This window comes from Vibrio aerogenes, assembly GCF_024346755.1.
Lineage (GTDB): Bacteria > Pseudomonadota > Gammaproteobacteria > Enterobacterales > Vibrionaceae > Vibrio > Vibrio aerogenes.
Genome location: NZ_AP024861.1, coordinates 124,784 through 142,230 on the forward strand (window position 1 = coordinate 124,784; position 17,447 = coordinate 142,230).

At 44.2% G+C, this 17,447-nt stretch carries 16 protein-coding genes; 6 read left to right on the forward strand and 10 right to left on the reverse strand.

Going from position 1 to position 17,447, the window contains the following annotated elements; all coding sequences use genetic code 11:
• The first annotated feature begins 63 nt into the window (after positions 1–63).
• Positions 64–1,290, forward strand: a complete 1,227-nt coding sequence (locus tag OCV29_RS00555; protein WP_073605222.1) for an RtcB family protein — start codon at positions 64–66, stop codon at positions 1,288–1,290.
• Between the two features lie 134 nt (positions 1,291–1,424).
• Here the strand turns inward: OCV29_RS00555 and OCV29_RS00560 are convergent, their stop codons facing one another.
• The gene (locus tag OCV29_RS00560) at positions 1,425–3,407 is read right to left on the reverse strand and encodes a HAMP domain-containing methyl-accepting chemotaxis protein (RefSeq protein ID WP_073605221.1); all 1,983 of its coding nucleotides are present in this window, start codon (positions 3,405–3,407) and stop codon (positions 1,425–1,427) included.
• A gap of 11 nt (positions 3,408–3,418) precedes the next feature.
• The gene (locus tag OCV29_RS00565; protein WP_261887347.1) at positions 3,419–4,369 is read right to left on the reverse strand and encodes a substrate-binding domain-containing protein; all 951 of its coding nucleotides are present in this window, start codon (positions 4,367–4,369) and stop codon (positions 3,419–3,421) included.
• Positions 4,370–4,659: 290 nt separating this feature from the next.
• Here OCV29_RS00565 and OCV29_RS00570 point away from each other — a divergent pair, with 290 nt between their 5' ends.
• From OCV29_RS00570 to OCV29_RS00585, 4 genes are all read left to right on the forward strand, one after another.
• Positions 4,660–5,490: a CHAD domain-containing protein gene (locus tag OCV29_RS00570; RefSeq protein ID WP_073605220.1), complete on the forward strand. Its 831-nt coding sequence runs from the start codon at positions 4,660–4,662 to the stop codon at positions 5,488–5,490.
• A gap of 103 nt (positions 5,491–5,593) precedes the next feature.
• A complete protein-coding gene (locus OCV29_RS00575) occupies positions 5,594–6,295 on the forward strand; it encodes a helix-turn-helix transcriptional regulator (protein WP_073605282.1) in 702 nt (233 codons plus the stop codon).
• Positions 6,296–6,361: 66 nt separating this feature from the next.
• Complete coding sequence (locus OCV29_RS00580; protein ID WP_073605219.1) at positions 6,362–6,724, forward strand: VOC family protein; 363 nt, start codon at positions 6,362–6,364, stop codon at positions 6,722–6,724.
• A 185-nt stretch (positions 6,725–6,909) separates the two neighbouring features.
• A complete protein-coding gene (locus tag OCV29_RS00585) occupies positions 6,910–7,296 on the forward strand; it encodes an NUDIX hydrolase (RefSeq protein WP_073605281.1) in 387 nt (128 codons plus the stop codon).
• Between the two features lie 22 nt (positions 7,297–7,318).
• On the opposite strand, the gene OCV29_RS00590 is transcribed toward OCV29_RS00585, so the two are convergent.
• The 3 genes from OCV29_RS00590 to OCV29_RS00600 form a co-directional block, all read right to left on the reverse strand.
• Positions 7,319–7,849: a chorismate mutase gene (locus OCV29_RS00590; protein ID WP_073605218.1), complete on the reverse strand. Its 531-nt coding sequence runs from the start codon at positions 7,847–7,849 to the stop codon at positions 7,319–7,321.
• Between the two features lie 102 nt (positions 7,850–7,951).
• Positions 7,952–8,701: a hypothetical protein gene (locus tag OCV29_RS00595; RefSeq protein WP_073605217.1), complete on the reverse strand. Its 750-nt coding sequence runs from the start codon at positions 8,699–8,701 to the stop codon at positions 7,952–7,954.
• A 42-nt stretch (positions 8,702–8,743) separates the two neighbouring features.
• Positions 8,744–9,049, reverse strand: a complete 306-nt coding sequence (locus OCV29_RS00600) for a DUF6694 family lipoprotein (RefSeq protein ID WP_139281663.1) — start codon at positions 9,047–9,049, stop codon at positions 8,744–8,746.
• 531 nt (positions 9,050–9,580) lie between these two features.
• Here OCV29_RS00600 and OCV29_RS00605 point away from each other — a divergent pair.
• Complete coding sequence (locus OCV29_RS00605) at positions 9,581–10,978, forward strand: cellulase family glycosylhydrolase (protein ID WP_175561591.1); 1,398 nt, start codon at positions 9,581–9,583, stop codon at positions 10,976–10,978.
• Between the two features lie 639 nt (positions 10,979–11,617).
• Here the strand turns inward: OCV29_RS00605 and OCV29_RS00610 are convergent.
• From OCV29_RS00610 to OCV29_RS00630, 5 genes are all read right to left on the reverse strand, one after another.
• Complete coding sequence (locus tag OCV29_RS00610; RefSeq protein ID WP_073605213.1) at positions 11,618–12,358, reverse strand: LysE family translocator; 741 nt, start codon at positions 12,356–12,358, stop codon at positions 11,618–11,620.
• A gap of 167 nt (positions 12,359–12,525) precedes the next feature.
• Positions 12,526–13,323, reverse strand: a complete 798-nt coding sequence (locus tag OCV29_RS00615; protein ID WP_073605212.1) for an AraC family transcriptional regulator — start codon at positions 13,321–13,323, stop codon at positions 12,526–12,528.
• A 130-nt stretch (positions 13,324–13,453) separates the two neighbouring features.
• Entirely contained in the window at positions 13,454–14,353 is a 900-nt protein-coding gene (gene rarD, locus OCV29_RS00620) for an EamA family transporter RarD (RefSeq protein WP_073605211.1), read from the reverse strand.
• 162 nt (positions 14,354–14,515) lie between these two features.
• The gene (locus OCV29_RS00625) at positions 14,516–15,793 is read right to left on the reverse strand and encodes an HD-GYP domain-containing protein (protein ID WP_073605210.1); all 1,278 of its coding nucleotides are present in this window, start codon (positions 15,791–15,793) and stop codon (positions 14,516–14,518) included.
• A 237-nt stretch (positions 15,794–16,030) separates the two neighbouring features.
• Positions 16,031–17,296: an HD-GYP domain-containing protein gene (locus tag OCV29_RS00630; RefSeq protein WP_073605208.1), complete on the reverse strand. Its 1,266-nt coding sequence runs from the start codon at positions 17,294–17,296 to the stop codon at positions 16,031–16,033.
• Positions 17,297–17,447 lie beyond the last annotated feature (151 nt).

Sequence of the window (17,447 nt, forward strand, 5' to 3'; positions counted from 1 at the left end):
CGATGTGCTGCCAATGAAAATGAAAAACCAATCAGGGGAAACAGGCAGAAAAGGATAAACAATATGTGTGAAAAGAATTTTAATTTAATTGAAAACGACAACAGAACACCAATCAAAGCATGGACGAAAGGTGTCCCTTTCGAAGATAAAGCACAACAACAACTGGAACGCATTGCGTCAATGAATCTGGTGCATTCTCATATCGCGGTGATGCCGGATGTCCATATGGGGAAAGGGGCGACGATTGGTAGTGTCATTCCTTCGGTTGAAGCGGTGATTCCCGCCGCTGTCGGTGTGGATATTGGTTGTGGCATGGTGGCAACCAAAACCTCTCTGACGGCCAGCCAGCTGCCGGATAACCTTGTTGGTATCCGTCATGCTTTTGAAGCGGCGATTCCGCATGGAAGGACGGTTGGTCGCGGACGTCGTGACCGCGGGGCGTGGGGAAATATTCCCGGACTGGTGGCAGGAGAGTGGCAGAAACTGGAAGCCCGGTTTGAGCGCATTTGTGAAAAACATCCGGCCATCCGCAAAAGTAATCATGTGAACCATCTGGGAACGATGGGAACCGGGAATCATTTTCTGGAACTATGTCTGGATGAGCATGATGGTGTCTGGATTATGCTGCACTCCGGAAGCCGGGGCGTAGGGAACCGGATCGGGTCTTATTTTATCGAACTGGCAAAGAAAGAGATGGAACGACATCAGATTCATCTGCCGGATATGGACCTGGCGTATTTATCCGAAGGGAGTGAATATTTTGATGATTATGTTGAAGCCGTTGAATGGGCTCAGGATTTTGCCGCGAAGAACCGTGAAATTATGATGTTTAATGCGATTCATGCGCTGCGAAAAGAGATTCCGGTCGCGTTTGAAACCGCAGATCTGGCCGTGAATTGTCATCATAACTATATCTCCCGCGAGCATCATTTCGGAAAAGACTGTTATGTGACCCGCAAGGGTGCTGTCCGGGCTGAAAAAGGCGAGTTAGGTATTATTCCCGGAAGTATGGGAGCACGTTCTTTCATCGTTCGCGGGTTGGGGAACCCGGAAAGCTTTAACAGTTGCAGTCACGGCGCCGGTCGTGTGATGTCGAGAACGAAAGCTAAAAAAGTTTTCAACATTCAGGATCAGATTGCGGCAACCGAAGGCGTGGAATGCAGAAAGGATGAAGCGGTGATTGATGAGATTCCCCATGCGTATAAAAACATCGATCAAGTCATGGCGGCGCAGCGTGATTTGGTTGAAGTGGTTCATACCTTAAAACAGGTGGTGTGCGTGAAAGGATAAATCAAACCAGCAGCCTTTTGGCTGTTGATATGTACTAGCTCATACTAAATATTGTCAGATCAGGTTTGGTCCTGCAGAGATAAAAATCCGGGCAAAATGTTGCCCGGATTCAATGAACGAAAAATATACCCAGTTCAGACGGTGTACTTATCTATCAGCTCTTGCTGGTGTTTGGACTGTTCACGCAGCGTATGGCTGGATTCGGCATTTTCTCTTGCGCCCTGAGCGGTTTCTTCTGCGGAATCACTGATATGAACGACGCTGGCACTGATTTCTCTGGCGGTTGAACTTTGCTCTTCCGTTGCGGTTGCAATCTGCATGTTCATTTCGACAATCTGCCCCATCACATCACTCATCTGACGCAGACCGGTATCTGCTTTTTCTGCCACCTCAATATTGCTTTCATTGCGCTCAACATTGAGCTTAATGACATGAACCACGGCCTGAATCAGCTTTTGCATTATCTCAATCATATTCTGAATTTCTTCAGTCGACTTTTTAGTCCGGCTGGCCAGAGAGCGGACTTCATCTGCAACCACGGCAAACCCACGCCCTTGTTCACCAGCCCGTGCTGCTTCAATGGCGGCATTCAGAGCCAGCAGGTTCGTTTGTTCGGCAATGTCCTGAATGGTCTCGATGATGGTGTCGATTTTTTGTCCGTAATCATTGAGCTCAATGGATGTTTCTGATGCCTTTTCTATCTGTTCTGCCTGTTCCTTGATGTTATGAATGGCTTGTTTAATGCTTTGGCTGACATCATTCATTTGTTCGTTTGCCTGCTCAGCTGCCATCATCGTGTCTTGTGCCCGTTGTGCCACTTCACCGACAGAACACTCCATTTCTGTCATTGCTGAGGCGGTTGTTTCCAGCAGCTGACGCTGTTGGTTCACTGCTGTTGTTGATTTATCACTGATGTCTGCGTTACGTGCCGCAACTTCAGTGAGTCTGCCGGCGGATTCTGTCAGGGAAGAAAATGTCGTTCTCAGGTTTCCGGTCAGTCCGTTGAGGTAGCCTCCTAATTCACCGAACTCATCTTTGGTTGACTGGTTAAATTCAACCCGTAAATCTCCCCGGGTGATCTTCAGCAGCGCTTCACGGAAATCCGATAAAGCTTTCTTAATCCAGCCTGCAAGCCAGAGTGGGATCAGGATAGCGACAATGACAATGATACTGCTGATCGCCAGTGTCGTTTTTTTGATCAGGCTGATACCTGAGTTGGTCTCTTCCTGTGCCTTCATCACCATGTTTTGGGTTTCGCTGACGAATGAATTCACGGAATTGAGTAGTTGCGTGGTGTTGTTCTCGGTTTTATCCAGTAAAGCCGCTGTTTTTTTCAGAATTTCATCTTCAGCCTGATAAAGTTGATATAAACCATCAGGATGGCTCAGCTGTTTGAGAAGCGGATTAAGCATGATACTGAACAGCTTTCCTTTGTCAGTGTTATAAGTTTTTATTGCTGTAAAGCGCTGATTTATCACATTATTCATTCCCTCAATGCTATTTTTTAGCTTGTTGAGGTCACGCTTTACCAGATGGCTGTTAAACGCAGAGAAGATTCTTTTTGTTTCGCGTTGTAACCCGGTAATGGTTAATCTGAATTCCGGGTTGTTAAAAAGCGGGCTGGAATATTTTGTCAGATAGTATGACAGGCGTCTTTCGATATTACTGACGATTTGTTGCTGCGCATTAATTTTCTTGTCTGTTTCTATGAGTTGCCGCCGCAGGTCAATGATGGTGGAAGCATCTTTCACATAACTATTTCGGTAGGTCTGGACAACGTTCAGCTCTTCGGCCAGTTTTTGATTACGTTCAATCACCTTTTTCGGCAGGGCATCAATTGTTTGTGAAATTTGCTGATCAATTGACCGGAAACTGCTTTCAAGCTGGTTGACCTGCTCCGGGTCCTTGGTACTGAATACCGATAACATTTTCTGATGTTGCTGCAGCATGTTAATTTTAATATCGTTCGCATGTTGTGCGACGGGCAGGGAATCTTCTGTTATCGAGGCCAAATCTTCCTGTATTTGGTTCACTGATGTGTAACTGATAAAAACCAGAATCAACAGAGCAAGTACGAGAATAGAAAAGCCACTAATTACTCTTTGAACTAAAGACATCGTGTTCTCTCCTATTTTTTCAGATATTTTTTGTAGTTGTCTGGCGTGACCAGACGAAACGGAATCCACAGGGTTTTATCAAGCGGTATTTTGTTAATCAGTTGGTAGCCTGCTCCAACTGCTGCTTTTCCCTGCATGACTGCATCCTGAAGCACGGTCACATCAAGGGTGCCTGCCTCCATTTCTTTTAAGGCATCCTGTGTAGCATCGATGCCGCCAATCAGATAATCTTTTGGATTTTTTCCGGCATCTTTCATGGCCATGATTGCACCAATCGCCATTTCGTCATTATTGGCAACCAGAATATTGAAGTCGACATTGTCTTTCAGCCATCCGGTGACAATCTTGTAGGCTTCATTCCGCTGCCAGTTACCAGTCTCGTTTTTAACCAGTTTCATCTCAGGATATTTCGCCAGTACATTCTTCACATCCTGAGTCCGCATGATGGCTGCCTGATGTTTATCAACGCCTCTGAGCATCGCTACTTTGCCTTTATAGCCTGCAAGACGAGCCAGCTCTTCCATCTGCATGGTGCCGGACTGTTCTTCATTGGAGCCGACATAGAGTGTATTTGCCGGTAACTCATTGAGATCTTTCAGTGGTTCAGCGTTGACAAAAATGAGCGGGACCTGTTTGGCAAAGGGCATTAAGGTTTTATTTTGCTCCGGTGTACCCGCTGCAAGGATGATGATTGCATCAACGCCGGTTTCAACATATTGCTTCACTTGCTGGTATTGGGTTTTAAAATCTCCGCCAGCAGAGTCAATATAGGTGTCATCCCCATAGACATCGGCGGTTTTTTCAATGCTGTTTGTGATGAGATTCCGGAAGTTGTCTTCATTGCTGACGGCGACGGCGATCAGCTTTGCCTGACTATAACCCGCAAAAAAAAGCAGCAGAAGTGGAATAAGAGTGAATAATCTGCGGGTGGCCCCGTATATCAGCGATTTCTCTGTCATCATCAATACTCCATGTTATTGAACAAAAATGAAATATCATTAAAAAAACGGTTGTTGAGTTTTTTATCTTTAATTGTTGTTTTTAATAACTATAGCTGACTGACTGATAAATATGATGAGAATCCTTGATGAATTGAGAGCTGGATTTTGTTTGGCCGATACGGCGAATTCACGTTCTTTTCGATCCGGCTTACGCATTATCGGGCTGGTCTGCATATAATTATACTCAAATGACCTGATGATGCAGGATTCAGCGCTGTATCAACACGCTTCGGGATGGACTGTGAAGTTTAATGGCAATCAGAAAATTCAGGCAACATACACTTCAAATTATCAGCGTGATGAATCAGAGCCACCGGGAATTCACCACTTATCAGTGTGGCAAAGAGACCGTGCACGATCTCCGGGTATCGATACGCAGGTTGATGCCGCTGATCAAGGTGTTGATTCGCCTTGAAGATGAGCGCCAGGTCGTGACCCGGCTGAAGTACCATCAACAGCAATGTAAAAACGTTTTGAAAGCACTTTCGGCACCCCGGGATCTGGAAGTGCAGATTCGCCTGACATCTTCATTGCAACAATCCCGTTCATGGCCGAAACACGCCAAACAATCTTACACAGATTCACTTTATGAGGAAAAAGCACGTCTTGATAAAGAGATTGTGCCGACGGTAACAGCCATGAATTTGCCGGAATCGACCCGGTTTTTCTCTCGTAAGATGAAACATTTTTCGTGTGATAAGGCCTTGTTCAGGGAAACACTTCATACATTACATACTCAGCTTGAAGAAAAGCTACGCCAGTCAGTTTCGGAATTAAAAAAACACAATGAACGGTTTCATCAAGCCCGGATCGTGCTGAAAAAATTCCGCTATCACGTTGAACTGGAGACTGCCGCCGGAGGGCATATGACTGTCAGAGAATCAATGGCTGATCAGGCCGGCATACTGAAACAGATTCAGGATCATTTGGGTGATACCCATGATTTATCGGTTGCATTGATGATGATGAAGGCCCGGAAGGTTGATCGCTCTGTTGTGAGACATGTTGAAACGCTGTATCAGCGTCATCTGATACGTTCGGTCGATTACCTGCTCTCCCGTGAAGCGCTTTTATGGAAGTGAACCGGCCTGATGCTGGTGGCTTAGATTCTTCAGATCGTTCGGATTCTTCAGATAGTTCGGATAGAATAAAGGGCGATTTCATTGACTGAAAGTGGTGCTGCCTGTGTCCCGAACACAACGATTATTTGATTTGCTCCAGCTGCTCCGTCGTCATCAGTATCCGGTTGCCGCGGCTTATCTTGCTTCTGAACTGGATGTGAGCGTCCGGACTGTCTACCGGGATATTGCGACTTTACAGTCTCAGGGGGCTGAAATTGAAGGAGAAGCGGGGATCGGTTATATCCTGAAACCCAGCTTTATGCTGCCTCCGCTGATGTTTAGTCAGGATGAGCTGGAAGTACTGTTACTTGGCGCTGAATGGGTGATGCAACGTGCCGATGAGAATATGAGTGAGGCCGCTCAAAATGCCATTGCCAAAATATCTTCTGTTTTGCCGGATAAACTGAAGTATCAGCTCAGCAAGGAAGTGACCCGGGTTGTTCCGGTGTGCGGCTTGTCTGAGTTTCAGGTTGATTTAACCGATATCCGGCAGGCAATCCGCCATGAGTCTGTGGCTGAAATTTGTTACACCGACGAGAAAGGAAAGCAGACGACGCGAAGAATCTGGCCTGTATTAATCGGCTTTTTTGAACGTTGCTATATTCTGACGGCATGGTGTGAAAGCCGGAATGCATTCCGGCATTTCCGGATCGACAGAATGCAGTTTTTCAAAACCACCGGAGAAAAATATCTCAGAAGTCAGCGGGAATTACTGAAAAGCTGGCAGCAACAGGAAGGCGTCACGGAGAGAGAGACCCGCTACTGACAGAAACTGACATCATTGCCATTTATTCTTCCTGCCACTTCCCGACAGAAAAAGACAGGAGAAATTATGAATAATCTGGTTGTGTTATACGTTGAAGATATGATGAAAAGCCGGCAGTTTTATCAGGCACTGCTGAATTGTGAGCCTGAAGAGTGCTCTGCATCTTTTGCTTCATTTAAGGTCAATGCGTCTTTGTCTGTTGGTTTGTGGCTCCGTCGTGATGTAAAGCCGGATGTGGTGGCTGCAGCAGGAGCTTTGCATGAAATCTGTGTGTTTGTGCGTGATCACCCGGCACTGGATCGCCAGTATGAACATTGTACAGAGATTGGGGCAACCATTATTCAGGAACCTGTTGAGATGGATTTTGGCAGAACATTTTCTGTTTGTGACCCGGATGGTTGCCGGATTCGTTATGCCACACCGGTATAAGGCTGAACGGAGACTGAAAAAACCGGCTTTCTGTCTGAAAGCCGGTTTTTTGATAGGCTTCATTGCTTTATTTATGAATTTCTTTATTTAGGATGGCTTTGTTTATAAATTAATTATTTGAAAAAATTGATTTATCGAAGAAATAACTTTATTTAAGCAATGGCTTTGCCAAGGGGAGAAGGATGATGAAAAATTTAGCAATGGCTGTGGTGATCCGCGCCGGAAAAGTGCTGGTCCAGCAGCGTTATCGTTCTTTGCGGGGCATGGTGTATGAATTTCCCGGCGGTTCGGTAGAGTGTGAAGAGTCTGGTGAAGAGGGGGCCTGCCGGGAATTATGGGAGGAGACCGGGCTGAAAGCCTCTCAGGTATTGGGAACCTATCAGGCAGTCAATGAATATGGTGGCATGATTGATTATGTGGTCATCAATATTGCTTCTGATGCGGAACCGGTTTGCATTGACCCGGTGCGTCAGCAAACTTTTTTCTGGATGCGTCCGGATGACATTCCGCTGAATGATTTCTATGCGGCAGACAGAGCATTTATCCGGAGTCATCTGCCGCATTATTTATAAATGAAGGAGCTTTGGGTGTTCTTTAATTGATTTTGATTTGTGAAAGTGCCTGGTAAAGCGCTTTTTTATCAGCCGCTGACAAATATGGATTCGTGACTGTTTTCTGAAATTCAGCCCATTCTTTGTCTGTGAAACTGCCATTTTGATCAAGGTATTGTTTCATTTCAGTGTTGATTGAATTTCCCAGCTGAATCAGCGCTGGGCGGATGACTTTTTTCAAATCACGTGGCTGACGCTGAGCCGGCTGATTCAGCAGATCGGCGCGGTAACGATATTGAATGGCTTTCGCCGCGGCGATTTGTGATTGAAAGAAAGCCGCGACGGTATTGCCGTTTAGTCCGGCTTTCCGGGCAGACTGTACTGCTTTTTTCAGGACAACTTCCTCCCGGCTGATGTCTTCGATCGGTAGATGATGATTCGCTTTATATAAGCCGACATCTTCCATATAGCTAAGACGCTGGCTGATGGTCTGAAACAGGGCGGCAGGATCGGGTGAAGCCATCGCCGACAGTGAAAATAAAGAGCTGAGCAGTAATATCAGATATTTAAACATATAAGCCTCTGTTTTTTGTTGGGGGAATTATCTGTACTAAGACAGCCGGCCGGATATTAGTTTCAAAAAAAATGGCAGTTGAAGCTGCCATTTTCCATTGATTCAGACGCCGTGATTTGCAGGGAGCGGGGATATCTGTTTGAAAGTAAAAGCTTGTTTTTGCCCACCCAGAATTGTCGTGAAGTTTGTGGTGCCGGTTAAGATATAATAGCCACCTGAGAGGGGCGCTCCCTGAATATATTTGGTGTCCTTATTTTCTTTCAGGGCAATCACAAAGTTACTCAGACAAACATACACTGCATGTTCATCAATGACGGTTTCAAACCGGCACTCTGTGTGATCTGGTTTCACTTTAAACAGTGCATCAGAAGTATCTGAGAGTTTCAGGTAACCATTTTGTACCTTATTCAGGGTTGGCAGAAGGTTAACAAACAATTTGTCGTAACCAAACGCATAAGCCTGACTCTTATTTTCAATCGTCTCTTTATGTACGGCTAACTGATATTGCTGTTTATATTTAGCCAGTTGGACCGGAAGTCTGGTATCGCATCCGGATATTTGATCTCCCCACTGCTGCTGAACCAGTGACTGGTCTTTTGCAAGCGCTTTATCCCGCAGCTTTTTATACTGTGCGATTGCTTTCTCGTTGGACTGAATAATCCGTTTACTTTGATCGAGATAGGCGATCGGTCTTTCTGTACTTTTCAGTGACCATTTACACTCATTTAATGCATTGATGACGAGCTGAGTGACGATCCGTTGTTGCGCTGTTTCATCTGAGGAAACTTCTGATGCGGCATTGACGGAACAAGCCATCAGTAGTCCGGTCAGCAAGCATAAGCTTTTAGACATGAAAGGTTTCAATGTGCATTCCTTATATTTTCATTCAGGCTGTTATTGTTTACTCAGGCTGAATACACCTGCAGCGTTGAGACCGTTGAGTTTCTGGTCGGCTTCTTTTTTTGCATCTTCCAGAGATAGGGTGCCATTTTGATTCAAAGACCTGACCATGGCTTGTTTATATACCTGAATGATGATGTGGGTAAATTCCGCTTTTTGTGCCGGATTCAGACCATCCAGAATTTCCTGTACGGATGACTGCATTTTTTCCGGAGACGATGTATTCATTGAAGGGTCGCCACAGGCTGTCAATAAACTCATACTGCCCATTAAAAACAGAGTTCTTAGCTTGTTTATCATGTTATTACCTGAATGGTTTTATTTACTTCTGTGATTAAACCGGAAGCCCGGTCACAACCATAAGAAAAGAAGTGCAAATTAAAGCATAACTATTATTTATATCAATGCCGTAACCAAGAGGAAGCCTGAATAATGTTACCTCTGCCAAATTTATCAGAGCGCGACTCAATGAGAGTGTTTTCTTTAAATCAGGCAGTTAAATAACATGTTTATCAACTACTTGTAAGTTATTGGTCCGTTTTTCATCAATTGGAATCAGGTTAACAGCTTTCATCCTGAACTGCGCTGATTGCTATTCATCCGTGAAAGAGTATTGCTATATTGAATCGGTAAATAGTTGCATATTTATGATTTATGAATCATATCGGTTACCGATTGCACTATTTTCACTTTGTTTTGGACGATTATTGTACAAATTAATCGTCAAAGTTCTGAGTCGCTCTCTGACAGTCTGGATCTTGAGAGGATCTGTTGGACGGGAAGGTTATCTGAGAGAGATTCATATCAATGTATGAATGGAGAATGCTAACAATGCAAATTAAGAACTTTCCAGGGAAATTTCCTCTTAAAACTCTGGGATTAGCAACACTTTTAGCCTGTGCTTCTATGTCTTGTCAGGCTGGTTTTTCTGTGTCTGGTACACAATTACTTGATGGTAATGGAAATCCATTTGTGATTCGTGGTGTGAACCACGCACATACCTGGTATACCAGCTATACCAATCAGGCTATTGAAGATATTGCCAGTGTAAATGCGAATACAGTCCGTATTGTTTTAAGTAGTGGTGATCGCTGGAATAAAACGTCTGCCGGTGAAGTTGAAAGTATCATCGAACAGATGAAAGCACACAAAATGATTACAGTGCTTGAAGTACATGATACGACCGGATATGGCGAGGAGTCTGCTGCTTCATCTTTAGACCAAGCCGTCGATTACTGGGAAAGCATTGCTGATGTTTTAAAAGGTCAGGAAGATTACGTCATCATTAATATTGGTAATGAACCCATCGGAAATAATGTTGATAAAAAAGTCTGGATTGACGGGCATATCGATGCGATCAAACGTCTGCGTGAAGCTGGTTTTACACATACTCTGATGGTTGATGCACCAAGCTGGGGGCAGGACTGGGAAAAAGTCATGCTTGAGAATGCACCTGAAGTTGCAGCGGCTGATACACTGAAAAATACGGTTTTCAGTGTGCATATGTATGGTGTTTATCCAACGGCTGACAGTGTGAAAAACTATGTGAATCAGTTCCTGACTGATGACAAACTGCCTTTGGTGATCGGTGAATTTGCCGCGGATGATCCATCTGATGGTAAAGAACTCCCTGCAAAAACAGTGATGCAAGTCTCTGAAGAAAAAGGCATTGGTTACATGGGGTGGTCATGGGCTGGTAACTCCGGTGCGACTTACTCCAAGCTGATTGATATGACCAACAACTTTGAGCTGAATAACCTGACCGACTGGGGCGACCTGATTATTAATGACACCAATGGTCTGAAAGCCACGGCAAAACCAGCGACTGTGTTTGATTCGTCAAATAGTGGTGGTAATGACAACGGCGGTAATGATGATAATGGTGGAAATGACGACAACGGTGGTAATGATGATAATGGCGGCGGCAGTACGGATAGTTCAGTCACCTGTGATGTGACCACATCTAATCAGTGGAGTGGTGGCTATCAGCTTGCTGTGACGGTAACAAACAATGGTGCGGCGATTGATGGCTGGAAAGTGAGCCTGAACTATGACTCAGAACCAACGCTGGTGAATTTCTGGAATGCTGATTTAACTGTGGATGGACAGTCTGTTCAAGCGGCTAACGCAAGCTGGAATGGTCAGCTTGAGACAGGTAAATCCGCTTCATTTGGTGTTCAGGGTTCTTATGAAGGAACTTATAAAGCACCGACTTGTGAAGTGCTTTAGTTTGCGAAGAGCTTTCGTTTGTGAAGTACTTTCGTTTGTAAAGAACATTCGTTTGTGAAGAACTTTTGTTTGTAAAGAACTTTTGTTTGTAAAGAATTAGCGCCGTGGGGCAAATCTTTGGTCAATGCAGCGCTGAGTAACGAATAAAGAATAAAGAATAAAGAAAAACCCCGGGGGTAAGCCCACCGGGGTTCTGTTCCTACCTGCTGCAATCCTGCAACAATCAATGCTTCCTGCATCAAATCCGTGATCAGTATGCTAAATCCTTTAGCTTTGTCCTTACATCGCCTGCCTGGCTGTGTCCTTGACCATCCTGGTTACCGACGCTTCCTCGTCAGTACATTCATCCCTTTATCATCCTGATAAAGACCTCATCCTGAGGCTGTCCTGATTATCCCTAAACGTTGTTTCCGTACAACGATTCAGATTCCTTTCTTTATCCCTTCATTCAGCTCCCTGCTGATGTGGTTAATATGACGGAATGAGAGGTTTTCTACAATCGGGTAAATTAACACTGATAGGTTTATTACTTAGTCTAAAAAACATTCAATCCCTTTTTTATCAGTATGTTATGTTGGTTCTTTGTTGTGATGTCGGCGAGACAAATCTCTTTTTACGCACCTGTTTGTAAGAGATCTCTTACACGATGACGAGAAAAAAAAGATCATCGATGAGAGTAGATATCACGCCTGATGAGGCTGAATTGAACAAATCTTCTGCAACTTTCAATAAAATGAACAGACCGGCAGCGGATAATATTAATCCACACAAGCTATCAATGTAGCGTGCTGCCTGTGTTATTTTTTGCTGTATACGCCGGGTGGAAAGAATCCATGCCAGTAAAGAAAACCAGAGGAGTGCTAATCCCCACAGCAGAAGGATAGCCATATATTTCCCTGAAACTGAAAAGTCAGCCGGAATCAGCCCTGACATCAGGCTGACAAAGAAAACCAACGCTTTAGGATTCAGAATATTTGTCAGAAACCCCTGCATGAATGCTTGTTTGTTGTTGTGAATTTGTTTTGGTTTTATCTCAGATGTGGCCTTGGGCTCCTGGCTGAATTGTTGCTGATCAGGTTGCGGGCGGCTGAAAAATATTTGCCGGAGAATATTTAAGCCGGTCCAGCTGAGGTAGCTGCCGCCTGCCAGCTGAATCATCGCAAATAATAAGTGATGTTGATGAAGTAACAGACTGATTCCCAACAGACTGAGGGCTGAGTGGGCCAGAATGCCGGCGGAAAGACCCGCTGCAATGTATAGTCCGGTTTTTCTGCCATGTCGGGTGGTATGACGGACGACAAGCGCAAAATCGGGACCGGGACTCATCAACGCAACCCAATGGATGCCTGCCAGTGTGAAGAGAATATGTGTTTCGTTCATTTTGCCTGATATTCGAACTGATTTAAGGTGAGAGAGATTGTGACAAAATCTGCATCTGCTGCCTTGTAAAATAGTGACTTGGTAAAAAAGTGACTTGGTAAAAAAGTGACTTGGTAAAAAAGTGACTTTGTTTGATGGTATTTTTATTGGTTCAGATGAAATATGAATCAGGATTTGACCGCAGAAGGCGGAATACCATAAGCGCGTTTGAAAGCTTTCGTAAAATGGGCCTGATCGTAAAAGCCAACCTGGTGTGCGACTTCCGTTCCCGTCATACCGGACTGAATCAGCTGTAATGCTTTTTCCAGTCTTAACCGGGTAAACCATGCGTAGGGTGTTAAACCTGTTTTGGCTTTAAATTGTCGTTGCAGCTGAATGGGTGTCTGATGGCAAAGGTCTGCCAAAGTCTGCAGCCTGACCGGTTGATCTAAATGAGAGAGCATAAAGTCCCGGATTTTATCGAGAGAGTGATTGCCGAGCGCAACAGGTGCTGTTGAACGCAACTGCCCGTAGCGATTCAACAAGGTAGAGAATCCATCATGTGGCAGACAATCTCTCGCCAGCCGGGATAAATTTTTCTGTCTGAGTTTTTGATGCAGTATGCACAGCTGATTAAACACAACCGGATCATCTATCACAGACTGTTTAAAGCTTAATAACTGTTGTGAAGCAGGGCGCACCGGGAAATATTGACTGAACCAGTCAGGGTGTATTGAAAAGACATTGACGCTGTATTGGTTTGCGGCCGCTTCGCCGTCATGAACTTCATCCGGCAGAATCACACTGATCTGAGACTGGCCCACACGATGTTGTGCTCCCCGGTAAAAATACTTCTGTTCGCCTTGTGTTATCAGGCCTATATGAATATCCAGATGATAATGGCGCTGAAAAGCAAAAGTCTGGTAATCCGCCTCAATGAGCCGTATTTGTTCGATTTCCGTCGAACGATACTGAATATTTTCCATGCTCTGTCCGGGTGTTGAGAAGTTTCAGAATTTATACTTAATTCTGAATTTATACTTAAGCGCTCTGAGGACAGAAGACCTCAGAGCCATATCATGAATGGATCAAACCGGTTTGTCTTGTAAAAAATGATCACTGCTTCCTGCGCTGTTTACGGCGGTTGTTTAAGCCTTCAAAACTGAAGATCAGCAGAGCACACCAGATAAAACTAAAAGTGATGGCTTTGTCTGTCCGAAAATCTTCACCGTAAATAAGGATGGCGAGCAAAAACATCAAACTTGGGCCAATATACTGGAAGAACCCTAAAGTTGAGAGTTTCAGCCGGGTAGCTGCGTTGTTGAAGGCCAGCAGAGGTAGGGTTGTGACAATACCGGCAAGGAAAAGAAGTCCGTTCAGAGACCAGCTGTTATTGCTCAGATGGCTGGTTGAGGTATCGGCAAAGAAGAATAGATAAATGAACGCGATGGGAAGCAGAATCAGGGTTTCAATAAATAATCCTGTCTGTGAATCAACGGCAACTTTTTTACGTAACAGGCCATAAATACCGAATGTTGTAGCCAGTACGAAAGCAATAACAGGTATAGAGCCGAAAATAATGATCTGAATCATAACGCCGGTTGTCGCCAATGCAACAGCAAGCCACTGAAACTTACGAAGTCGTTCGCCCAGAAAAACCATACCAAGTAAGACATTGAATAAAGGGTTTATAAAATAACCGAGGCTGGCATCCAGCATATGATCGTTATTGACGGACCAGATAAACAGCAGCCAGTTGGAACCGACCAGAAACGAAGTGGCTGTTAAGAACAGCAACTGTTTCCTGTTATTAAAAATAAACCGGACATTCAGCCACTGTTTACCGGCATGAATCAGAATGCCAAGGAATACAAACGACCAGATGACACGGTGACAGAGAATTTCTGTGGGAGGTACATGTTGGATTGTTTTGAAATAGATTGGCGCGATTCCCCACATCAGATAAGCACTGATCGCGAAAATGACGCCTTGTCTGGCCTGCTGGTCTTCATTCATGTTTTTGTTCTGTCAAATAGGCAAACTGATAGTGTGACTAAAATAACACCTTCATCTGACTAAAAAAACTCATATCCGGCATGACCTGAACGACAATGTTTCAGGTTATGCCGAAATAGATAAGAGATGAATTGAAATTATATTTCAATGAGTTAGTCTGGATTAATCACCTGAATCAATGTAATAGGACACCCGGGCGCAGGGATTCAGATATTCTAGGACTTTTTCCGGGATTTTTCCGGGAGTGACAACTGACACTACAGTGAGATCTTCTCTGTCTGATAAATCGATAATGGGTGCCTGGTTTCTCGGAACAGAAGCATCGTAAACCAGTACACTGGGATGCAATAGCTGGTTTGAGTTGACTGAAATAACCAAACCAGTCATACCGTTTGATAATTCAACCAAAGAGCCGGGAGGGTAAACCCCCATATATTTGATCAAAATATTCAGGTTTTCATTATTGTAGAGATGCTTTTGCTTATACAAATAGGACAGTGCGGCATACGGAATTTTCTGATCACCGGTGATATTTGAGTGGCACAGGCTGTCAAAAGCATTGGTGAGAGCGACGATCTGTGCCAGTTCATCAATTTGATCACCTTTTATTCCTTCCGGATAGCCGGAACCGTCCATCATTTCATGGTGCTGAGCAATAATAATAATGGCTTCTTCCGGTAATCCTTCGATAGTTTCAGCGATTTCAACACCATAACGCGTGTGTTGTTTCAGATAGTTCTTCTCCGGTTCTGTTAAGGGCGATTGTTTTTTCAAAATGGTGCGGGGTACTTTCACCTTACCAATATCATGGAACAGTGATGCCATAGCCAGTTGCTTGATTTTAGAGACATCATAGCCTTTGGCTTTACCCACAATAATGGACAGAACCGCCACATTCAGAGAATGAAAATAGATATCCTCTGTTTCCTGGCTCTTATTATTAATCAGGTGCAGCGTCACATCTTCTTCATTCAGGAGCGTTGATGTGATGTGATCAACTAGTTTAGTGGCTTCTCCGGCGGCATCTTCCGGGCGATTCCTGATTTTATTCATGATGGCCCTGAGATGAGCTAATGAGCGGTTAAACTCTTTTTCGCACCGGGTCACCCGTCGGCGATATGCGTTCAGCTTCTCTATCCGCTGCTGTTTTTCATCCCATAATTTTTGTGCTTCATCACTGAGCTGATGTTTTTCCGGCTTTTCTTCAGGTTCGTCTTCCGTGGTTGTTTCCTGTGCCACCGGAGGTGGTAGCGGCTGGTTATCACTTTTATCCGGATAAAGATAGACGAACGAAATTCCCAGGTGTTTGATAATTTCTATCTGCTCCTGGGTTTTCAGCTTAAAACTGTTCAGTAAAAAAGGATGATCGTTCCATTTTACCGGCAGCCGGATATATAAACCGGGCTGCAAGCGATTCGAATTTATTTTAATACTATCCACAATATATTGATGACTCTGTATAAAAATGAGTTGGCGAATTTCCGGACGTTTCGATAAATATCAAAGATGTTTCCGGTTTTTAAAGCATAGTCACTGCTGAGCGATCCGGATAATTGATGCGCTGAAAATGAGAGTTTCTTAATAAAAACAGAGTTTCTTAATAATAACAGAGCAGAGACCGGTGGACCTTTCTTTGTTTTGATGGTCAGCACGATTCAGGGAGAACCGTGACTGAAATTACTCTTCCTTATCAAAGAAGTAGGAGATCCGTGAGCGTGGGTTCAGGTATTCGAGCACTTTTTCCGGTACTTTTCCGGGAGAAAGCACCGTGACGATCGATAAAGACTCTTTCTCTGACAGATCAATGATAGGTGCTTGTGATCTTGGTACTGAAGGGTCATACATCAGCACGCTTGGGTAAAGCAGTTGATTTGAGTGGACTGAAACAACCAGTCCAATCAGGTCGTTAGATAACTGAACAATAGAGCCCGGCGGATAAACCCCCATATACTTTATCAACAGATTCAGATTTTCTTCATTGTACAGTTCCCGCTGCTTGTATAAATGAGACAAAGCAGAGTAAGGAATCTTCTTATCTTTAGGCGTATGCGCATGACACATCACATCAAATGCATTGGTTAATGCAACGATCTGGGCCAGTTCATTGATCTCATCACCCTTCAATCCCTCAGGGTAACCAGAACCATCCGCCATTTCATGATGCTGGGCAATGATTTTTTTGGCACTTTCAGGAAAGTTTTCGATGGTGTCGGCAATTTCAGTACCATACCGGGTATGCTGCTTCAGGTAGTTTTTCTCAGGCTCTGTCAGCGCATGCGTTGACCGGACGATTTTTGATGGCACTTTCACTTTGCCAATGTCATGAAACAGAGATCCAAATGCGAGCAATTTGATTTTCTCAGCGCTGTATCCTTTGGCTTTACCAACCATCATGGAGAGAACGGCTACGTTAAGGGAATGAAAGTAAATATCTTCAAGGTCACTACTGCTGTTAATAAAGTGGAGTGTCACTTCTTTTTCACTCAGAAGTTTCTCGACAATATCTTCGACTAACACAGAGGCTTCAGATGCCGCGTTTTGAGGTTGAGAGCGGATTTTATTCATAATTGCCCGCGTGCGGGACAAAGACCGTTCGAAATCTTTTTCACATTGGAGTGCTTTACGCCGGTAAGATTTGACCTTTTCAATTCTCTGTTTTTTTTCTTCCCACATCACTTGTGCCCGCTGGTCCAGTTTGTCCTTATCTGGCTCAGATAGCTGCACTGCGATATCAGCTTTGGGAGGAGAAAAGTGGGGGTCAAAGTCACTTTTATTCGGATTGATAAACACATGAGAAATGCCCAGATGCCTGATCATTTCTATCTGTTCCTGTGATTTCAGCTTGAAGCTGTTCAATAAGAATGGATGTTCGTGCCATTTGGCAGGTAAACGGATATACAAGCCTGTTTGTAATTCATTAATGTCTAATTTTACGTCTTCCACAATGGTACCAAACTCTGATTCTGAACTGCTATTTGAAAAAACAGCGACAGTATATCAGCTAAAAACCGCATCTTTGTATCTTTTTTCATCAAAGATAACCCGCTGAACGGACCAGTTCCTGAAGCATGATTGTTCCGGACTGTCCAGTCTG

Excerpts from the sequence above, each read along its gene's own strand:
- OCV29_RS00555 (WP_073605222.1), top strand. The coding sequence starts at position 64 with ATGTGTGAAAAGAATTTTAATTTAATTGAAAACGACAACAGAACACCA.
- OCV29_RS00560 (WP_073605221.1), bottom strand. The coding sequence starts at position 3,407 with ATGTCTTTAGTTCAAAGAGTAATTAGTGGCTTTTCTATTCTCGTACTT.
- OCV29_RS00565 (WP_261887347.1), bottom strand. The coding sequence starts at position 4,369 with ATGATGACAGAGAAATCGCTGATATACGGGGCCACCCGCAGATTATTC.
- OCV29_RS00570 (WP_073605220.1), top strand. The coding sequence starts at position 4,660 with ATGGCAATCAGAAAATTCAGGCAACATACACTTCAAATTATCAGCGTG.
- OCV29_RS00580 (WP_073605219.1), top strand. The coding sequence starts at position 6,362 with ATGAATAATCTGGTTGTGTTATACGTTGAAGATATGATGAAAAGCCGG.
- OCV29_RS00585 (WP_073605281.1), top strand. The coding sequence starts at position 6,910 with ATGAAAAATTTAGCAATGGCTGTGGTGATCCGCGCCGGAAAAGTGCTG.
- OCV29_RS00590 (WP_073605218.1), bottom strand. The coding sequence starts at position 7,849 with ATGTTTAAATATCTGATATTACTGCTCAGCTCTTTATTTTCACTGTCG.
- OCV29_RS00595 (WP_073605217.1), bottom strand. The coding sequence starts at position 8,701 with ATGTCTAAAAGCTTATGCTTGCTGACCGGACTACTGATGGCTTGTTCC.
- OCV29_RS00600 (WP_139281663.1), bottom strand. The coding sequence starts at position 9,049 with ATGATAAACAAGCTAAGAACTCTGTTTTTAATGGGCAGTATGAGTTTA.
- OCV29_RS00605 (WP_175561591.1), top strand. The coding sequence starts at position 9,581 with ATGCAAATTAAGAACTTTCCAGGGAAATTTCCTCTTAAAACTCTGGGA.
- OCV29_RS00610 (WP_073605213.1), bottom strand. The coding sequence starts at position 12,358 with ATGAACGAAACACATATTCTCTTCACACTGGCAGGCATCCATTGGGTT.
- OCV29_RS00615 (WP_073605212.1), bottom strand. The coding sequence starts at position 13,323 with ATGGAAAATATTCAGTATCGTTCGACGGAAATCGAACAAATACGGCTC.
- rarD (WP_073605211.1), bottom strand. The coding sequence starts at position 14,353 with ATGAATGAAGACCAGCAGGCCAGACAAGGCGTCATTTTCGCGATCAGT.